Source organism: Kitasatospora sp. NPDC042419 (genome assembly GCF_056437345.1).
Genome location: NZ_JBWKAW010000005.1, coordinates 220,864 through 236,898 on the forward strand (window position 1 = coordinate 220,864; position 16,035 = coordinate 236,898).

A 16,035-nucleotide genomic window follows, 5' to 3' on the forward strand; every position below is an offset into this window, starting at 1 on the left:
GCAGCGATGGCGGAGCAGCACGACCACCAGCACGACCACGACCACGAGCCCGAGCAGGGCGGGGACCAGCCGGTGAAGGTGGTCGGCGAGGAGCCGGACCTCTCCAAGGGCACCGCGCGTCCGATCACCGTCTTCGGCAACCCGGTGCTGCACCGCGAGGTGAAGGACGTGACCGCCTTCGACGGCGAGCTGTCCGGTCTGATCGACGACATGTTCCAGTCGATGTACGCGGCGGAGGGCGTGGGCCTGGCCGCCAACCAGATCGGCGTCGACCTCAAGGTCTTCGTCTACGACTGCCCGGACGACGAGGGCGTGCGGCACATCGGCCACGTGGTGAACCCGGTGCTGGAGGAGTACCCGGCGGACCGCCGGCGGGTGCTGGACGACGGCAACGAGGGCTGCCTGTCGGTGCCGACGGCCTACGCCGAGCTGCCCCGCCCGGACTACGCGGCGGTGACCGGCCAGGACAAGGACGGCAACCCGGTCCGGGTCGAGGGCACCGGGTTCTTCGCCCGCTGCCTCCAGCACGAGACCGACCACCTGTACGGCTTCCTGTACATCGACAAGCTGTCCAAGCGGGACCGCAAGGACGCGCTGCGGCAGATGGCCGAGGGCACGCCGCGGTACGCGACGGTGTCGAACGGCTGACGCCGTCCGGGAGTTGACGAGGGGCCGGGGAGCGGGTGCTCCCCGGCCCCTCGTCGTGTCCGGGTGCGCCCGCGCGGGTCGGCGCCGGGGCCGGGGCGTCAGCCGCGCAGTCGGGCGGTGGAGTCGCGGGCGACCAGGACGGGGGTGAACAGGTAGTCCCGGGCCCGGCCGCCGTGGCCCTCCAGCTGGCGCCAGAGGGCGTCGGCGACGGCCGCGCCCATCTCCTCGATCGGCTGGCGGACGGTGGTGAGCGGCGGGTTGCTGTGGGCGGCGAGGTAGCAGTCGTCGTAGCCGATCACCGAGAGGTCGCCGGGGACGGTGAGGCCGGCCTCGCGGGCGGCCTGGACCACGCCGAGGGCCATCAGGTCGCTGCCGGCGATCACCGCGGTGACGTCCGCGTCGAGGAGCTGGCGGGCGGCGGCCGCGCCGCCGGCGATCGAGTAGGCGGACTCGGCGTACCAGTCGGCGGGGGGTTCCTCGCCGAGCAGCTCGCGCATCGCGCGCCGGTAGCCGTCCAGGCGGTTGAGCGAGGGGCGCAGGTAGCCCTGGCCGCCGGCCAGGCCGATCCGGCGGTGGCCGAGTTCGCGCAGGTGGGCGACGGCGGTCCGGGCGCCGAGCGCCTCGTCGGTGGCGACGGTGGGGACGGCGAGGCCTTCGACCCGGCCGCTGACTAGCACCATCGGGATGCCGCGTTCGTGCAGCAGCCGGTAGAAGCCGTGGTCGGCGTGCGGGTTGGCGTGCCGGCCGGAGACCAGGACCAGCCCCGAGACGCCCTTGCGGAGCAGGACGTCGATGTAGCCGAGTTCGGCGGTGCCCTGGCGGGTGGAGGTGCCGACCACGGCGGTCAGGCCGTGCTTGGCGAGCTGCACCTCGATCGCGGAGGCGAGCAGCGGGAAGACCGGGTTGTCGAGTTCGGGGACGACGATGCCGATCAGTGCGCCCTGGTGCGGGTCGTAGCCCTGGTCGGGCTGCCAGCCGAGCTCCCGCATGGCCTCGGCGACCTTCAGCTTGGTGTCGTCGGAGACGCCCGGCCGGTCGTTGATCACCCTGCTCACCGAGGCGGCGCTGACGCCCGCCCGGGCGGCGATGTCGCGCAGTGACGGGCCGCTCAATTGGTCCTCCGGTCTGGTCTGGCCTGCATCTTACAAAGCCTGGCGCGGCAGGCCCTGGAACTGCATGAAACGATCTTAGCAACGTATTGCGCAACAGTTTCACGCCCGTTACGGTTCCCTCGTCGGCCCCGGAAAGCGGAATGCCGGCATCCGTTAACCTGTCCACCCGCCCCGAGGAGCCCCATGGACACGGCCAGCCACCGCCTCGCCGCCCGCCACCAGCCGCACCACGACGGGTCCGCGCGGTACGTCGGCGACCTCGCCCCGCACCTCGGGCAGAGCGTCGACCTGCTGGTCCGGGTGCCGGCCGGGCACGACGTCGAGCGGGTCTTCCTGCGCTCCGTCCCGGACGGCGAGCCGCACTTCACGGCCGCCGTGATCGACCGCGCCGACGCCGACGCCACCTGGTGGCGGGCCGCGCTGGAGATGGTCAACCCGGAGATGAACTACCGGTTCTGGCTGCACACCCCGGACGGCGGACGCTGGCTCACCGCCGCCGGCCTGCACGACCACGACCTGCCCGACGCCACCGACTTCCGCCTCACCACCCACCCCGCCCCGCCCGCCTGGGCCGCCGGCGCCGTGGTGTACCAGGTCTTCCCGGACCGCTACCACCGCTCCGGCGACTCCCCGCTCGCCGCCTGGGCCCGCCCGGCCGACTGGGACACCCCGCTGCGCACCGGCGACGCCGAGGCCCTCCAGCAGATGTACGGCGGCGACCTCTGGGGCGTGGTGCGGAAGATCGACCACATCCAGCGGCTCGGCGCCACCGCGATCTACCTGACCCCGTTCTTCGAGGGCCGCTCCAACCACCGCTACGACGCCGTCTCCTTCGACCGGGTCGACCCGGCGCTCGGCGGCGACGAGGCGCTGATCGCCCTCACCACCGAGGCGCACCGGCGCGGCATGAAGGTGATCGGCGACATCACCCTCAACCACTCCGGCAGCGAGCACGAGTGGTTCCGCACCGCGCAGGCCGACCCGGCGAGCCCGGAGGCGGGCTTCTACTTCTTCGGCGACGGCGGGCCGGACGACTACGCGACCTTCCTCGGCGTCCGCACCCTGCCGACCTTCGACCACCGCTCGGCCGAACTGCGCCGCCGCCTCTACGAGGGGCCCGACTCGGTGATCGCCAAGTACCTCGGCGCACCGTTCGACCTGGACGGCTGGCGGGTCGACGTGGCGCAGATGGCGGGCCGCCGCGGCGACGTCGAACTCAACCGGCTGGTCGCCACCACCACCGCGGCCACCGTCCGGGCCGCCGCTCCGGACGCCGTCCTGCTCGCCGAGCACCAGCACGACGCCTCGCTCGCCCTGTCGGGCGACGGCTGGCAGGGCACCATGAGCTACGCGGGCTTCACCCGGCCGGTCTGGTCCTGGCTCGCCGAGCGGCACGACCAGAAGGACTTCTGGGCCGTCCCCGGCCCGATCCCCGACTACGACGGCGCCCGGCTGCGGGCCACCATGACGGCGTTCGGCGCCGCGCTGCCCTGGCGCAGCCGCGTCCACAACCTGACCCTGCTGGACTCGCACGACACCGCCCGGTTCCGCAGCTTCGCCGGACCGGAGCGCCAACTGCTCGGTGCGGCCCTGCTGTTCACCCTGCCCGGCATTCCGATGGTGTTCTCCGGCGACGAGGTCGGCGTCCTGGGCGAGGGCCTGGAGGAGGGCCGCAAGCCCTTCCCCTGGGACGAGTCCGCGTGGGACCAGCACACCTACCGCACCTACCGCGAGCTGGTCCGGCTGCGCCGCAGCCACAGCGCGCTCACCGGCGGCGGGCTGCGCTGGCTGCTCGCCGAGCGCGACGTCCTGCTGTTCGAGCGGGAGGACGAGCGGGAGCGGATCCTGGTGCAGATCAGCCGTGCCGACCACCCGCCGGTGGCCGGCGAGTGGCACGCCACCCACCTGCTCGGCGGGCCGCAGCTGGTCCCCGGCCGCGACCTGCCCGCCGAGGGCCCGGCCGTGCACGTCTGGTCGGTGGCCCGGTGAGCGCGACCGCCGTGCGCCGGGGCCGGATCGAGCGGATACCCGGCTTCCGCTCCGAATCGCTCGGCAACGAACGGGACCTGCTGGTCCACCTGCCGCCCGGTTACGACGACCACCCGGACGCCGACTACCCGGTGCTCTACCTGCACGACGGCCAGCAGGTCTTCGACCGGGGACAGCAGCCCACCTGGGCGGTGGACCGGACGCTGGAGGCGCTGTACGCGGAGGGGCTGGTCCCCGAGCTGATCGCGGTCGCGGTGCCCAACGCGGGCGCCGACCGCGGCACCGAGTACTCGCACGTCGCCGAGTACTGGCGCACCCCCGGCACCCCGCTCCGCGGCCACCGCTACGAGGCCTTCCTGGCCGACGAGGTCAAGCCGTTCGTCGACGCCCGCTACCGGACCAGGACCGGGCCGGAGCACACCGCGCTGATGGGCTCCTCGATGGGCGGCCTGGTCACGTACCACATCGCCTTCCGCCGGCCCGAGGTCTTCGGCCTGGCCGCCGTCCTCTCCCCGTTCCTCACCCACGTCGACCCGGCCGACCTCGGCGAGCGGGTGGTGCACGAGCGCTACCGGCGGCGCGGGCCGCGGCGGCTCTGGCTGGACATCGGCGGCCGGGAGGGGCTGATCATGGCCCGGCCCGCCCGCGAGCTGGCCGCCGCGCTGCTCGACGAGGCCGGCTACACCTCGGGCGCCGACCTGCTCTACTACGAGGACCCGGCGGCGCCGCACCACGAGAACGCCTGGCGCCCGCGCGCCCGGCACGCGCTGCTGCACCTGTTCGGCGCGCCCTCGCCGGTGCGCTCGCTCACCGTCGAGCCGGAGATCCTGCTCGCGCCCGGTGAGACCTGGAGCGCCGTCAACCCGGTCGCGGTCCGCGCCGACGGCGTCCGGTACACCGCGCTGGAGGCCGGCTACCGGGTCGAGGACCCCGGGGTGGCGGCGGTGTCGCCGCACGGCGGGCTGCACCCGCTGGCCGCCGGGCGGACGGCGGTCACCGTCCGGGCCCACGGGCTGGCCGCGCACACCGAGGTCGCGGTCGTCCCGGAGCTGCCGGCCCGACCGGTCCTGGAGGTGACCGTGACCGTCCCGCCCGGCACCCCCGACGACGCCCCGGTGATGTACGGCCCGCTGCCCTGCGCCCCGGCCGGGCCCGGCCGGTTCCGCGGCCGGATCGCCGTCCCGCGCGGCACCGGCTTCGACGGCGGCGTCTCGCGCGGCTGGGGCCTGGACGCCGTCGACGCCGACGGCCGGCGGGTGCTCCACCCGCTGCGGGTCGACCGGGACACCCGGCTCGACCTCACCGTCGACCGCTGGCACCGGCCGGCGGACGGCATCTGACCCGTCCCCCGCCCCGTCCCGCCTCGGGCGAAGCCCCCCAGCACCCCGCCCGCCCGCAGCACCCGTCCCCCCCCCAGCACCCGCACCGCCCGCAGCACCCGCACCGCCCGCCCGCACCCGCAGCACCCGCCCGCACCCCTCCCGGACGAAGGAGTCTCGGACCATGCGCCACCGGATCATCCGCCACCGCAGAACCGCCGCCCTCGGCCTGCTCGCCCTGCTGGTCACGGCCTGCGGCGGCACCTCCCCCGGTGCCGGCCCCGCGCCCGCCGCCGGCACCGCCGCCGCGGACGGCCCGATGACCGCCCCGCCGATCCCCGCCGACGGGGGCGACCTGGTGATCTGGGCGCAGACCCAGCAGGCCGCCGCCCTCCAGCCGCTCGCCGACAGCTTCGGCCGGGAGCACGGCGTCAAGGTCACCGTCGCCCCGCAGTCCGTCAACACCCAGCAGGCGTACGTGTCGGCGACCAACGCCGGCAAGGGGCCGGACCTGGTGGTCGGCGCCTCCGACTGGCTCGGCAACCTGGTGCAGAACGGCGTGGTCGCCCCCGTGCCGCTGACCGCGCAGCAGAAGGCGCTGTTCCAGCCGGCCGCGCTGGGCGCCGTCGCCCACGACGGCCAGCAGTACGGGGTGCCGTACGCGACCGAGAACCTGGTGCTGTTCCGCAACACCGAGCTGTCCCCGGCCGCGCCCGCGACCTTCGAGGAACTGGCCGGCACCGCCCAGGGCGCCGTCCGGGCCGGGAAGGCCGAGGTGCCGCTGGCGCTGCCGATCGGCCAGCAGGGCAACGCGTACGCCCTGCACCCGCTGTTCACCTCGGCCGGCGGCTACCTGTTCGGCAGCAAGCCGGACGGCAGCCCCGACACCGCCGACCTCGGCGTCGGCGGCCCCGGCTCGATCGCGGCCGGCGAACTGCTCAAGCAGTACGGGGAGAAGGGCGCCGGCCTGTTCAACCGCTCGGTGGACACCAACGCCATCTCGCTGTTCACCGGCCGCAGGACGCCGTTCCTGGTGGCCGGGCCGTGGGCGCTCGGGCAGGTCAAGCAGGCCGGCCTGCCGTACGCGATCTCCCCGGTGCCCGGCTGGGCGGGCAAGGGGCAGGCCCGCCCGTTCATCGGGGTGCAGGCCTTCTACCTCTCCGCCAAGGCGAAGAACCAGCCGCTGGCCCAGGAGTTCCTGCTGCGCGCGGTCGGCTCGGAGGAGGGGCAGCTGGCGCTCTACCAGGCCTCCCCGGAACCGCCCGCGCTCGCCTCGGCGCTGGCCAAGGTCTCCGCGAGCGACCCGGACATCGGCGCCTTCGCGGCCGCCGGCGCGGCCGGGCAGCCACTGCCGACCATCCCCGCGATGAACGCGATCTGGGGACCGCTCGGCCAGGCCGAGGCCAACATCGTGGCCGGCGCCGACCCCGCCGAGACGATGCGCCGGGCCGGCGAGGCCATCCGCACCGCCCTCGGCACCGCGCACTGACACCCGGACACCCCAGCCGGTACCACGCCTCCGCACCCGGACGGTCACCACCCGACGGGCGCCCTCCGGACCAGGGACCCACCCATGAACACCCCCACCCTTCAGGACAGCCGGCGCCCGGCCGCCCCCGCCCCCGCCGGGGCCCCGGGGCGCCCGCCCCGCCGGGCCGGCGCCCTGACCGCGCAGCTGGTGAAGATCGCCCTGCTGTCCGGCGTCGCGGCGCTCGCCCTCTTCGCCGCGCCCAAGCTCCACCAGGCCGGGCACTGGGCGGCGCTCGGCGTCCTCGCCGCGGCGACCGGCGCGACCTTCTGGATCTACCTGTCGCCGCGCCGGCTCGCCGCCAAGTACCTGCTGCCGGCCACCGTGCTCTTCCTGGCCTTCGTGGTCTACCCCGTGCTCCACATCGTCGCGGTCTCCTTCACCGACTACGGCGACGGACACCTGCTCAGCAAGGAGCAGGCCGTCCGCACCCTGGTCGACAGCTCCGCCGAGCCCGTCCCCGGCGGTGCCTCGTACACGCTGACCGTCGCCGCCGACCCGGCGGCCGGCCCGGACGGCGGCCCGCTCGTCCTGCTGCTCACCGATCCGGCGACCGGCCGGACCGAGGCCGGCACCGCCCGCGGCCTGGCCCCCGCCCCGGCCGGGACGGTGACCGCGCCCGACGGCCGGGTGAGCGCCGCGCCGGGCCTGCGGATCCTCACCTTCGGCCAGGTCAACGGCCGCGCCCGGGAGCTGAAGGAGCTGCGGGTCCCGGTGGACGGCGGCTTCGTGGTCAGCCAGGGCCTCTCCTCGGCCACCACCGCCCGGCCCGTGCTGACGTACGACGGCAGGGCCGACACCCTGACCGACACCCGCACCGGCACCGTCTACCGGCCCGCGGACGGCCGGTTCACCGCCACCGACGGCTCGGGCCGGACCCTGCCCACCGGCTGGCACCGGACCATCGGCTTCGCCAACTTCACCGCCGTCCTGACCAGCCCGGCCATCCGCGGCCCCTTCCTCGGAGTGCTCGCCTGGACCTTCGGCTTCGCCGCGCTCTCCACCGGCGCCTCCTTCGCGCTCGGCCTGGGCCTCGCCTTCACCCTGCACCACCCCCGGCTGCGCGGGCAGCGGGTCTACCGCTCGCTGCTGCTCCTGCCGTACGCGATGCCCGCCTTCATCGGCATCCTGATCTGGCAGAGCATGTACAACCGGGACTTCGGGCTGCTCAACCAGCTGCTGCACACCCGGATCGACTGGCTCGGCGACACCTGGAGCGCGCGCTTCGCCGTCGTCCTGACCAGTCTCTGGCTGGGCTTCCCCAACATGCTGCTGATCTGCACCGGGGTACTGCAGTCCATGCCGGCCGAGCTGAACGAGTCCGCCCGGATCGACGGCGCCGGGCCGTGGACGGCGTTCCGTGCGGTCACCTTCCCGCTGCTGCTGGTGGCCGCCGCGCCGGTGCTGATCTCCTCCTTCGCCTTCAACTTCAACAACTTCAACGCCGTCCAACTGCTCACCGGAGGAGGGCCGTTCGACGGCGCGGGCGGTACGGCCGGCGCCACCGACATCCTGATCAGCTACACCTACCGGGTGGCCTTCGGCGGCCAGGGCGCCCAGTACGGCTTCGCCGCCGCCCTGTCGATCTTCATCTTCCTGCTGGTCGGGCTGATCACCCTGGTCGGCTTCCGCCGCACCCGGGCCCTTGAGGAGCTGAACGCATGACCACCACCGCCCGATGGCTGCGCCGGTTCGGCTGGCGGCACCTGGTCGCCGTCCTCGCCGTCTGCTTCGCGCTCTTCCCGCTGCTGTTCGTGCTCTCCGCCGCGCTCAACCCGCTGGGCACCCTGCAGTCCTCCACGCTGGTGCCCGAGCACGCCTCGTTCGCCAACTTCACCGCGCTGTTCACCGACGAGCAGTACCCGTTCGCCCGCTGGCTGGCCAACACGGCGCTGGTCTGCGGAGGCTTCGCGGTGCTCAACGTGCTGCTCGGGGTCTGCTCGGCGTACGCCTTCTCCCGGTTCCGCTTCCGGGGGCGGCGGGTGGGGCTGATCACCGTCCTGCTGGCGCAGATGTTCCCGCAGTTCCTCGCGGTCGTCTCGCTCTACCTGCTGTTCGCCGAGATCGGCGACGTGCTGCCGGCGATCGGCCTGGACACCCCCTGGGGGCTGGTCCTGGTCTACCTCGGCGGGGCGATGGGCGTGAACACCTGGCTGATGAAGGGCTACCTGGACACCATCCCGCGGGAGATCGACGAGGCGGCCAAGGTGGACGGCGCCGGGCACGCGCAGATCTTCTTCCGGCTGATCCTGCCGCTGGCCGCGCCGATGCTGGTGGTGATCGCGATCCTGTCGCTGACCACCGCGCTCAACGACGTCATCCTGGCCGGCATCTTCCTGACCTCCAACGAGTCCAAGACGGTGGCGGTCGGCCTCTACGGGATCATCTCCGGCCAGCAGGACCAGAACTACGGCCTCTTCGCGGCCGGGGCCCTGGTCACCTCGCTGCCGGTGATCGTGGTCTACCAGTTCCTTCAGCGCTACCTCGCCCAGGGCCTGACCGCCGGCGCGGTCAAGGGCTGAGCCGCCCGGCGCCCGGCGGAACGCCGCCGCCCCGTACGGGAGTTCCGTACGGGGCGGCGGCGTTCGCGGCGGGCTCGGCTTGCCCGGTGGCCCGCCGGGTCAGTCGGTGACGAAGAGCCACTCCGGGCCGTAGGTGAAGCGGGGGTCGGCGGGGAGCTTGATCGCGCTGATCCCGATCGCGGACTCGCGCATGGCGCTCATCCGGCCGATCGCCGTGCCGATCGAGCTGCTGCCCTGGCCGCTGGGGACGCTCCAGGCGTGTTCGAGGGCGCGCAGCATGTCGCTGTAGCGCTGGTTGAACTCGTGCAGGAGAACGGCGGTGGCCTGGTCGGGCGCGTTGCCGGGGTCGTCGGCCCAGCCGCCGCGGGGGACCCGGCCGACCGGGGCGGTGTCGGGCAGCGGCACCTCGGGGCCGGTGAAGTCGAACTTCCCCGTGTTCGGGTCGCGGACGAACTTGCGGCCCTTGGCGATCTCCATGAAGACGTAGTAGTGGGCGAGCTCGCCGGGCTTGCCGGGGAAGGGGTTCTCGGGGGAGGCCTCGGTGCCCTCGCCCTGGGCCTTGATGATCTCGATGGCCTTGAGGATCGCGTCGAGGCTGGTCATCGGGACGACGTTGTTGCCGCTGCCGTGGCTCGTGAGCGGGAAGGTGACCTGGTTGCGGTTCCCGATCAGGCCGGCGAACTTGGGGAAGACGTTGGCGATCCGCGTGTAGAAGGCGCCGATGGTGTTGCCGTCGAGGGCGAAGGCGAGCGGCTTCTCGGGCTTCTCGATCTCGGCGAACAGGGCGGCCGACTCGCGGCTCAGCCCGCTGAGGAAGACCTCCAGCCCGGGGTTGACGCCGCCGGGCAGCTCACCGGGGTACTTGGGGACGGTGAGCGGGTCGGTCAGGACGACGGTGCCGCCGATGCTGGTGAGCATGTTGCAGACCAGCCCGAAGTGGGACATCTCGTCGAAGATGATCTCCTTGACGCCGTGGAACACCGGCTCGCCGTCGTCCCGGTTCGTGATCGACCAGAGCGCGGTGGCGTAGGGCGGGATGGTGGAGAGTTCCAGCATGATGGCCCGCTGGAGCGCGTCCTTGAGCTCCTGTTCGGTCCAGTCGTCCTCGGCCATGCTCATCAGCCGGACGATGTCGGCGCTCTCGTAGTCCAGGACCCCGGTCATGGTGCGTCCCCTTTCGGTCGGTCGTGGCCGGACCGTACTCGGGGCGGTGGTCGTGGGTGTACGTCTGGTCGTGGTGTGGCCCGGGAGTTCATCCGGACGGGTGGCGTGCGGCCCCCGCCCGGCTGCCCCGCCCGGCGGGGGCGCCGGGCGGGGCGGGGGAGTTCAGGGCCGGTGGGTGGTGATGGTGGTGGGGTGGGCGGTCCAGGCGGCCATGTCGCCGACGTAGAGGGTCGTGCTCCAGTGGCCACCCCGGGCGAGGCAGCGGGCGACGCCGCCGCCGTTGCCGGGGCCGATGCAGGGGCGGATGAAGTCCCGGTGGGCCTCGCGGACGGGGAGTGCGCGGACGCGCTCCCAGAGGACGGGCAGTGCGTGGTCGAGGCTCGGGAAGTCGACGGGCAGCATGACTCCCGAGATCCCGGCCCGGACGGCGCTCACGCGGCGGCCGCGTCGGGAGAGACGTGGCACCAGACGAACTTGCCGACGCCGCCGACGCGGGGGCAGCAGCCCCACTGAGTGGCCAACTCGTGGACGAGGAGCATTCCTCGGCCCGCCTCGTCGCGGTCCGAGGCGGTACGGAGGGCGGGCTTCTCACTGTCGGCGTCGTGCACCTCGATCCGGAGGGTGTTGTCCGGGGAGAGGCGGAAGCGGACGAGGATCAGCCGGTCGCGCGGGGTGCGGGCGTGCTGGACGGCATTGGTGACGAGCTCGCTGACCAGCAACTCCCCGGTGGTGAGGAGGAGTTCGCCGGAGGGGAGGGGGAGGAGGAAGGAACGGAGCTCCTGGCGGGCGGTCCGGGGGGACGTGCGGTGCCGGGGCAGCCAGCAGGTCCGCTCGGTGGGGCTGGGGGAGACGGTTTCAGGCATGGCGGGGCCACCTCTGGTCGGTCTGGGTGACAGCAGCTGAAGCAGGCATGGGGATGCCCGGTGAACAGCCCGCCGTGATCACAACGTGTCAATCAGCGGACTACGTTGAGTAGCATGCTCCTGGGAACTTCCAAAGTGCAAGTCCCCACTTTGGAAGTGATCAAAGATTGTTGTCGAGTGGCGAGGGAGGGCAGACTGGCAGATCACAGAAGTGGGGAGGTCGCGACGATGCCCGTGAACCGGAATCCGACAGTTCGGCAGCGGCGGCTGGCCCGAACGCTCAAGGAGATGCGAGCAGAAGCGGATCTGACGATCGCCCAGTCAGCGCGGCATCTTGCTTGCGCCGAGAGCAAGATCAGTCGAATCGAGGCTGCGCAGTCAGGCATTCGACTGGTGGATCTTCGGCTGCTGCTCGACCTCTACGGGGTGGCGGAGCCGGCCACTCGAAGTCGGTTGGAGGCCCTGTCGCGCGAGGGGCGTCTGCGCGGATGGTGGGATCGGTACTCGGACACCCTGTCGCCGCTCTATGCGGACTTCATCGCGCTGGAATCCGATGCGTCGGACATGTACAGCATCCAGACGTTTCTGGTGCCGGGGCTGCTGCAGACGGAGGACTACACGCGCGCGGTGGTCCGTGCCCAGATAGAGGACGCGACTCCGGAGCAGGTCGAGCGGCTCACGAAGGTTCGTCAGGAGCGGCGCGCGGTGCTGGCACGAGAGGCTCCGCTCCGGATGTGGGTCGTCCTCTCGGAATCCGTGCTGAAGCACCGGATCGGAGGCCAGTCGGTCATGCGGGAACAGCTTGACTTCCTGGTGGCGAGTGCCGATCAGCCGAACATCAACATCCAGGTCCTACCGGAGGAATCTGATGTTCATGCCGCACTCTTCGGGCCTGTCGCGATCCTGAGCTTTCCCGAAGCGACGGAGACGGACGTGGTCTACGTCGACAGTCTCCTCAGCACGCTCTACATCGAGGAGCCGGAGGAAGTGTTCAAGTACACCAACCTGTTCCGCCGTGCCTTGGCGGAATCGCTGCCGCGCACCGAATCGGTCGCACTCATTGAGCGCGCAAAGGACAAGGTCTAGAAATGGCGAGTATGTTCCTGTTGTCTGCCTCCGCAGCTGGACTCGGGTGGCACAAGTCGTCTTACTCGGGTGCTCAGAGCGACTGCGTTGAGGTAGCGGAGGTCGTTCCCGCCGTGATCGCCGGAGCTGGTTGGCACAAGAGCAGCTACAGCGCTCAGGCGAACGAGTGCGTGGAGACCGGCCAGTTGGTGCTGGGTGGAATGGCAGTCCGCGACTCGAAGGACCCGGACGGGCCGGCGCTGCTGTTCGCGGCGGATGCCTGGTCCTCGTTCCTCGCCGGGGTCAAGGGCGGGGAGTTCCCGGGCGCCTGAACAGACGGAGGTGCCCCGCACGGCCACAGCCGTGCGGGGCACCTCCGTTCGTCCTGCTCCTAGAAGTCGTCGTCGAAGGCGACCGAGCCCTCGACGGCGACCTGGTAGGCCGATACGCGCCGCTCGAAGAAGTTGGTCAGCTCCTGGACGTTCTGCAGCTCCATGAACCCGAACGGGTTGGTCGAGCCGTACCGGATCGGCATGCCGAGGCGGGCGAGCCGCTGGTCGGCCACGGCCTGGAGGTACTCGCGCATCGAGGCGGTGTTCATGCCGGGCAGGCCGTCACCGCACAGGTCCTGGGCGAACTGGAGCTCGGCCTCGACGGCCTCCTCCAGCATCTCCGTCACCTGCTTCGCCATCTCCTCGTCGAAGAGGTCGGGCTCCTCCTCGCGCACGGTGTCCACCACCGAGAACGCGAAGTCCATGTGCATGGACTCGTCGCGGAACACCCAGTTGGTGCCGGTGGCCAGGCCGTGCAGCAGGCCGCGGCTGCGGAACCAGTACACGTAGGCGAAGGCGCCGTAGAAGAACAGGCCCTCGACGCACGCGGCGAAGCAGATCAGGTTGAGCAGGAACGCCCGCCTGTCCTCCTTCGTCTGCAGCGAGTCGATGTGGTCGACCGCGTTCATGTACTTGAAGCAGAACTGGGCCTTCTGGTGGATGGAGGGGATGTTCTCCACCGCGGCGAAGGCCGCGTTGCGGTCCTCCGGGTCCGGAAGGTAGGTGTCGAGCAGCGTCAGGTAGAACTGGACGTGCACGGCCTCCTCGAACAGCTGCCGGCTCAGGTAGAGCCGCGCCTCCGGGGAGTTGATGTGCTTGTAGAGGCTCAGCACCACGTTGTTGGCGACGATCGAGTCACCGGTCGCGAAGAACGCGACCAGGCGGCCGATCATGTGGCGCTCGCCCTCGCTCAGCTTCGCCAGGTCGGCGACGTCCGAGTGGAGGTCCACCTCCTCGACGGTCCAGGTGTTCTTGATCGCGTCCCGGTACCGGTCGTAGAACGACGGGTAGCGCATCGGGCGCAGCGTCAGCTCGAAGCCGGGGTCGAGCAGCATCTTCTGGTCGTCGGACATTACTGGCAGGCCTCGCAGGACTCGGGGTTCTCCAGGGAGCAGGCCAGCGCGGCCTCTTCCTCCGGGGTGAGGGTCGGGGCGTTCACCGGCACCGGGGCGGCGGCGCGGGCGGTGCCCGAGGCGGCCTGCGCGATCCGGGTCGCCGGGCGCGAACGCAGGTAGTAGGTGGTCTTCAGACCGACCTTCCAGGCGTACGCGTACATCGAGCTGAGCTTGCCGATGGTCGGCGCGGCCATGAACAGGTTCAGCGACTGGCTCTGGTCGATGTACGGCATGCGGGCCGCGGCCAGGTCGATCAGCGCGCGCTGCGGCAGCTCCCAGGCGGTGCGGTACAGCGAGCGGACCTCGGCGGGCAGCCAGCCGAGCTCCTGGACCGAGCCGTTGGCGTCGCGCAGCGCGTCGCGGGTCTGCTGGTCCCAGACGCCCAGCTCCTTGAGCTCGCGCACCAGGTACGGGTTGACCTGGAGGAACTCGCCGGAGAGGGTCTCGCGCTTGAAGAGGTTGGAGACCTGCGGCTCGATGCACTCGTACACGCCGGCGATCGAGGCGATCGTCGCGGTCGGGGCGATCGCCAGCAGCAGCGAGTTGCGCAGGCCGGTGGTGGCGATGCGGGAGCGCAGCGCCTCCCAGCGGGCGGCCCACTCGGGCGCGGCGCTCGGGAAGTGGTCGATGTGCAGCTCGCCGCGGGCGGCGCGGGTCTCGGCGTACGCCTCGTGGCGGCCGAGCTGCTCGGCCAGGTCGGCGGAGCGCTCGTACGCGGTGAGCATGATGCGCTCGGCGATCAGCGTGGAGAGCTGCTTGGCCTCGGCGGAGTCGAAGTCCAGGCGCAGCTGGAAGAAGACGTCCTGCAGGCCCATCACGCCGAGGCCGACCGGGCGCCAGCGGGAGTTGGAGGCGCCGGCCTCGGGGGTCGGGTAGAAGTTGATGTCCACCACGCGGTCGAGGAAGGTGACGGCGGTGCGGACGGTGGCGTCCAGCCGCTCCCAGTCCATCGCGTTCAGCAGGTCCGCGGCGGTGGCGCCGGCGGCGACGTGGGCGCCGAGGTTGACCGAGCCGAGGTTGCAGACGGCGGTCTCGGAGTCGTCCGTGACCTCCAGGATCTCGGTGCAGAGGTTGGAGGAGTGGACGGTGCGGCCGGGCAGCGCGGTCTGGTTGGCGGCGCGGTTGGAGGCGTCCTTGAAGGTCATCCAGCCGTTGCCGGTCTGCGCCAGGGTGCGCATCATCCGGGCGTACAGGGTCTGCGCGGGGATGGTGCGGACGGCCTTGCCGGCCAGCTCGGCCTTCAGGTAGGCCTCGTCGAAGTCGGCGCCCCACAGGTCGACCAGCTCGGGGACGTCGGCCGGGGAGAACAGCGACCAGTCGGCGTTGGCGTTGACCCGGCGCATGAACTCGTCCGGGATCCAGTGCGCCAGGTTCAGGTTGTGGGTGCGGCGCGCCTCCTCACCGGTGTTGTCGCGCAGCTCCAGGAACTCCTCGATGTCCGCGTGCCAGGTCTCCAGGTAGACGCAGGCCGCGCCCTTGCGGCGGCCGCCCTGGTTGACGGCGGCGACCGAGGAGTCCAGGGTGCGCAGGAACGGGACGATGCCGTTCGACTTGCCGTTGGTGCCCCGGATCAGCGAGCCGCGCGAGCGGATCCGCGAGTAGGAGAGGCCGATGCCGCCGGCGTGCTTGGAGAGCCGGGCGATCTGCGCGTACCGCGAGTAGATCGAGTCCAGGTTGTCCAGCGGGGAGTCCAGCAGGTAGCAGCTGGACATCTGCGGGTGCCGGGTGCCGGAGTTGAAGAGGGTCGGCGAGGAGGTCAGGTACTCCAGCCGGCTCATCAGGCGGTACAGCTCGGCCACCTCGCGCACCGACTGCTCGTTGTCGCCGACCGCCAGGCCACAGGCGACGCGGAGCAGGAAGTGCTGCGGGGTCTCGACGACCTTGCGGGTGATCGGGTGGCGCAGCAGGTAGCGGGACTGCACGGTGCGCAGGCCGAAGTACTCGAAGCGGTCGTCGCCGGCCGGGTCGATCAGGGCGTTCAGGGCGTCGGTGTGCTTGGCGACGAAGGCCGCGGTGGTGTCGCCGATCAGGCCCTCGGCGTGGCCGACCGTGATCGAGGTGGCGAAGGAGACCACGCCCTGGCTCGCCGCCTCGTCGACGATCTCCAGAGCGAGCAGCCGGGCCGCCAGCTTCGAGTACTGCGGGTCCTCGGCGATCATCGACGCGGCGGCGTCCACGGCCAGCCCGCGCAGCTCGGCGAAGTCCGAGCCGGCGTGGCGGCCGCGCAGGGCGGCGGCGGCGACGTGGCCGGGGTCCACCTGGGGGAGGTCGGCGCTGCGATCGGTCAGCAGTCGGAGGAGCGCGCCGCCCGGGTCGGAGACCGTCGGGTCGGTGGGGGCGGAGCTGGAACCCTGGGCGGGCAGGGTGACTGAGGCAGC

14 protein-coding genes and 1 pseudogene are annotated in these 16,035 nt (G+C 72.0%); 9 read left to right on the forward strand and 6 right to left on the reverse strand.

Features of this window, described 5'->3' with window-relative positions; translation table 11 throughout:
• Window positions 1-6: 6 nt before the first annotated feature.
• Window positions 7-648, forward strand: coding sequence for a peptide deformylase (gene def, locus AC067J_RS13115; RefSeq protein ID WP_478298525.1), 642 nt, complete (start codon window positions 7-9; stop codon window positions 646-648).
• Window positions 649-746: 98 nt separating this feature from the next.
• Here the strand turns inward: def and AC067J_RS13120 are convergent, their stop codons facing one another.
• On the reverse strand, window positions 747-1,760 hold the full coding sequence (locus AC067J_RS13120) for a LacI family DNA-binding transcriptional regulator (protein ID WP_478298527.1): 1,014 nt from the start codon (window positions 1,758-1,760) through the stop codon (window positions 747-749).
• 183 nt (window positions 1,761-1,943) lie between these two features.
• Between AC067J_RS13120 and AC067J_RS13125 the strand changes: the two genes are divergently transcribed.
• The 5 genes from AC067J_RS13125 (at window position 1,944) to AC067J_RS13145 (ending at window position 9,118) form a co-directional block, all read left to right on the forward strand.
• The gene (locus AC067J_RS13125) at window positions 1,944-3,749 is read left to right on the forward strand and encodes a glycoside hydrolase family 13 protein (protein WP_478298529.1); all 1,806 of its coding nucleotides are present in this window, start codon (window positions 1,944-1,946) and stop codon (window positions 3,747-3,749) included.
• The gene (locus AC067J_RS13130; protein WP_478298531.1) at window positions 3,746-5,089 is read left to right on the forward strand and encodes an alpha/beta hydrolase; all 1,344 of its coding nucleotides are present in this window, start codon (window positions 3,746-3,748) and stop codon (window positions 5,087-5,089) included. Before AC067J_RS13125 ends, AC067J_RS13130 begins: the two co-directional genes overlap by 4 nt.
• Before the next feature lie 163 nt (window positions 5,090-5,252).
• Window positions 5,253-6,557: a sugar ABC transporter substrate-binding protein gene (locus AC067J_RS13135; protein WP_478298533.1), complete on the forward strand. Its 1,305-nt coding sequence runs from the start codon at window positions 5,253-5,255 to the stop codon at window positions 6,555-6,557.
• Between the two features lie 84 nt (window positions 6,558-6,641).
• Complete coding sequence (locus AC067J_RS13140) at window positions 6,642-8,261, forward strand: ABC transporter permease subunit (RefSeq protein ID WP_478298535.1); 1,620 nt, start codon at window positions 6,642-6,644, stop codon at window positions 8,259-8,261.
• Entirely contained in the window at window positions 8,258-9,118 is an 861-nt protein-coding gene (locus AC067J_RS13145) for a sugar ABC transporter permease (protein WP_478298537.1), read from the forward strand. Before AC067J_RS13140 ends, AC067J_RS13145 begins: the two co-directional genes overlap by 4 nt.
• 99 nt (window positions 9,119-9,217) lie before the next feature.
• On the opposite strand, the gene AC067J_RS13150 is transcribed toward AC067J_RS13145, so the two are convergent.
• The 3 genes from AC067J_RS13150 to AC067J_RS13160 form a co-directional block, all read right to left on the reverse strand.
• A complete protein-coding gene (locus AC067J_RS13150) occupies window positions 9,218-10,282 on the reverse strand; it encodes a ferritin-like domain-containing protein (RefSeq protein ID WP_478298539.1) in 1,065 nt (354 codons plus the stop codon).
• 162 nt (window positions 10,283-10,444) lie between these two features.
• A complete protein-coding gene (locus AC067J_RS13155) occupies window positions 10,445-10,684 on the reverse strand; it encodes a hypothetical protein (RefSeq protein ID WP_478298540.1) in 240 nt (79 codons plus the stop codon).
• Between the two features lie 29 nt (window positions 10,685-10,713).
• Complete coding sequence (locus AC067J_RS13160) at window positions 10,714-11,145, reverse strand: ATP-binding protein (RefSeq protein ID WP_478298542.1); 432 nt, start codon at window positions 11,143-11,145, stop codon at window positions 10,714-10,716.
• 228 nt (window positions 11,146-11,373) lie between these two features.
• Here AC067J_RS13160 and AC067J_RS13165 point away from each other — a divergent pair, with 228 nt between their 5' ends.
• The 3 genes and pseudogenes from AC067J_RS13165 (at window position 11,374) to AC067J_RS13175 (ending at window position 12,542) form a co-directional block, all read left to right on the forward strand.
• Window positions 11,374-12,231, forward strand: a complete 858-nt coding sequence (locus tag AC067J_RS13165; RefSeq protein WP_478298544.1) for a helix-turn-helix domain-containing protein — start codon at window positions 11,374-11,376, stop codon at window positions 12,229-12,231.
• Window positions 12,232-12,242: 11 nt separating this feature from the next.
• Window positions 12,243-12,335 (forward strand): annotated as a pseudogene (locus tag AC067J_RS13170) (DUF397 domain-containing protein); the annotation flags it as partial.
• Between the two features lie 9 nt (window positions 12,336-12,344).
• The gene (locus AC067J_RS13175; RefSeq protein ID WP_478298958.1) at window positions 12,345-12,542 is read left to right on the forward strand and encodes a DUF397 domain-containing protein; all 198 of its coding nucleotides are present in this window, start codon (window positions 12,345-12,347) and stop codon (window positions 12,540-12,542) included.
• 59 nt (window positions 12,543-12,601) lie between these two features.
• Here AC067J_RS13175 and AC067J_RS13180 read toward each other — a convergent pair whose 3' ends face one another.
• Window positions 12,602-13,615, reverse strand: coding sequence for a ribonucleotide-diphosphate reductase subunit beta (locus AC067J_RS13180; RefSeq protein WP_478298545.1), 1,014 nt, complete (start codon window positions 13,613-13,615; stop codon window positions 12,602-12,604).
• A complete protein-coding gene (locus AC067J_RS13185) occupies window positions 13,615-16,020 on the reverse strand; it encodes a ribonucleoside-diphosphate reductase subunit alpha (protein ID WP_478298960.1) in 2,406 nt (801 codons plus the stop codon). Before AC067J_RS13185 ends, AC067J_RS13180 begins: the two co-directional genes overlap by 1 nt.
• Between the last annotated feature and the right edge of the window lie 15 nt (window positions 16,021-16,035).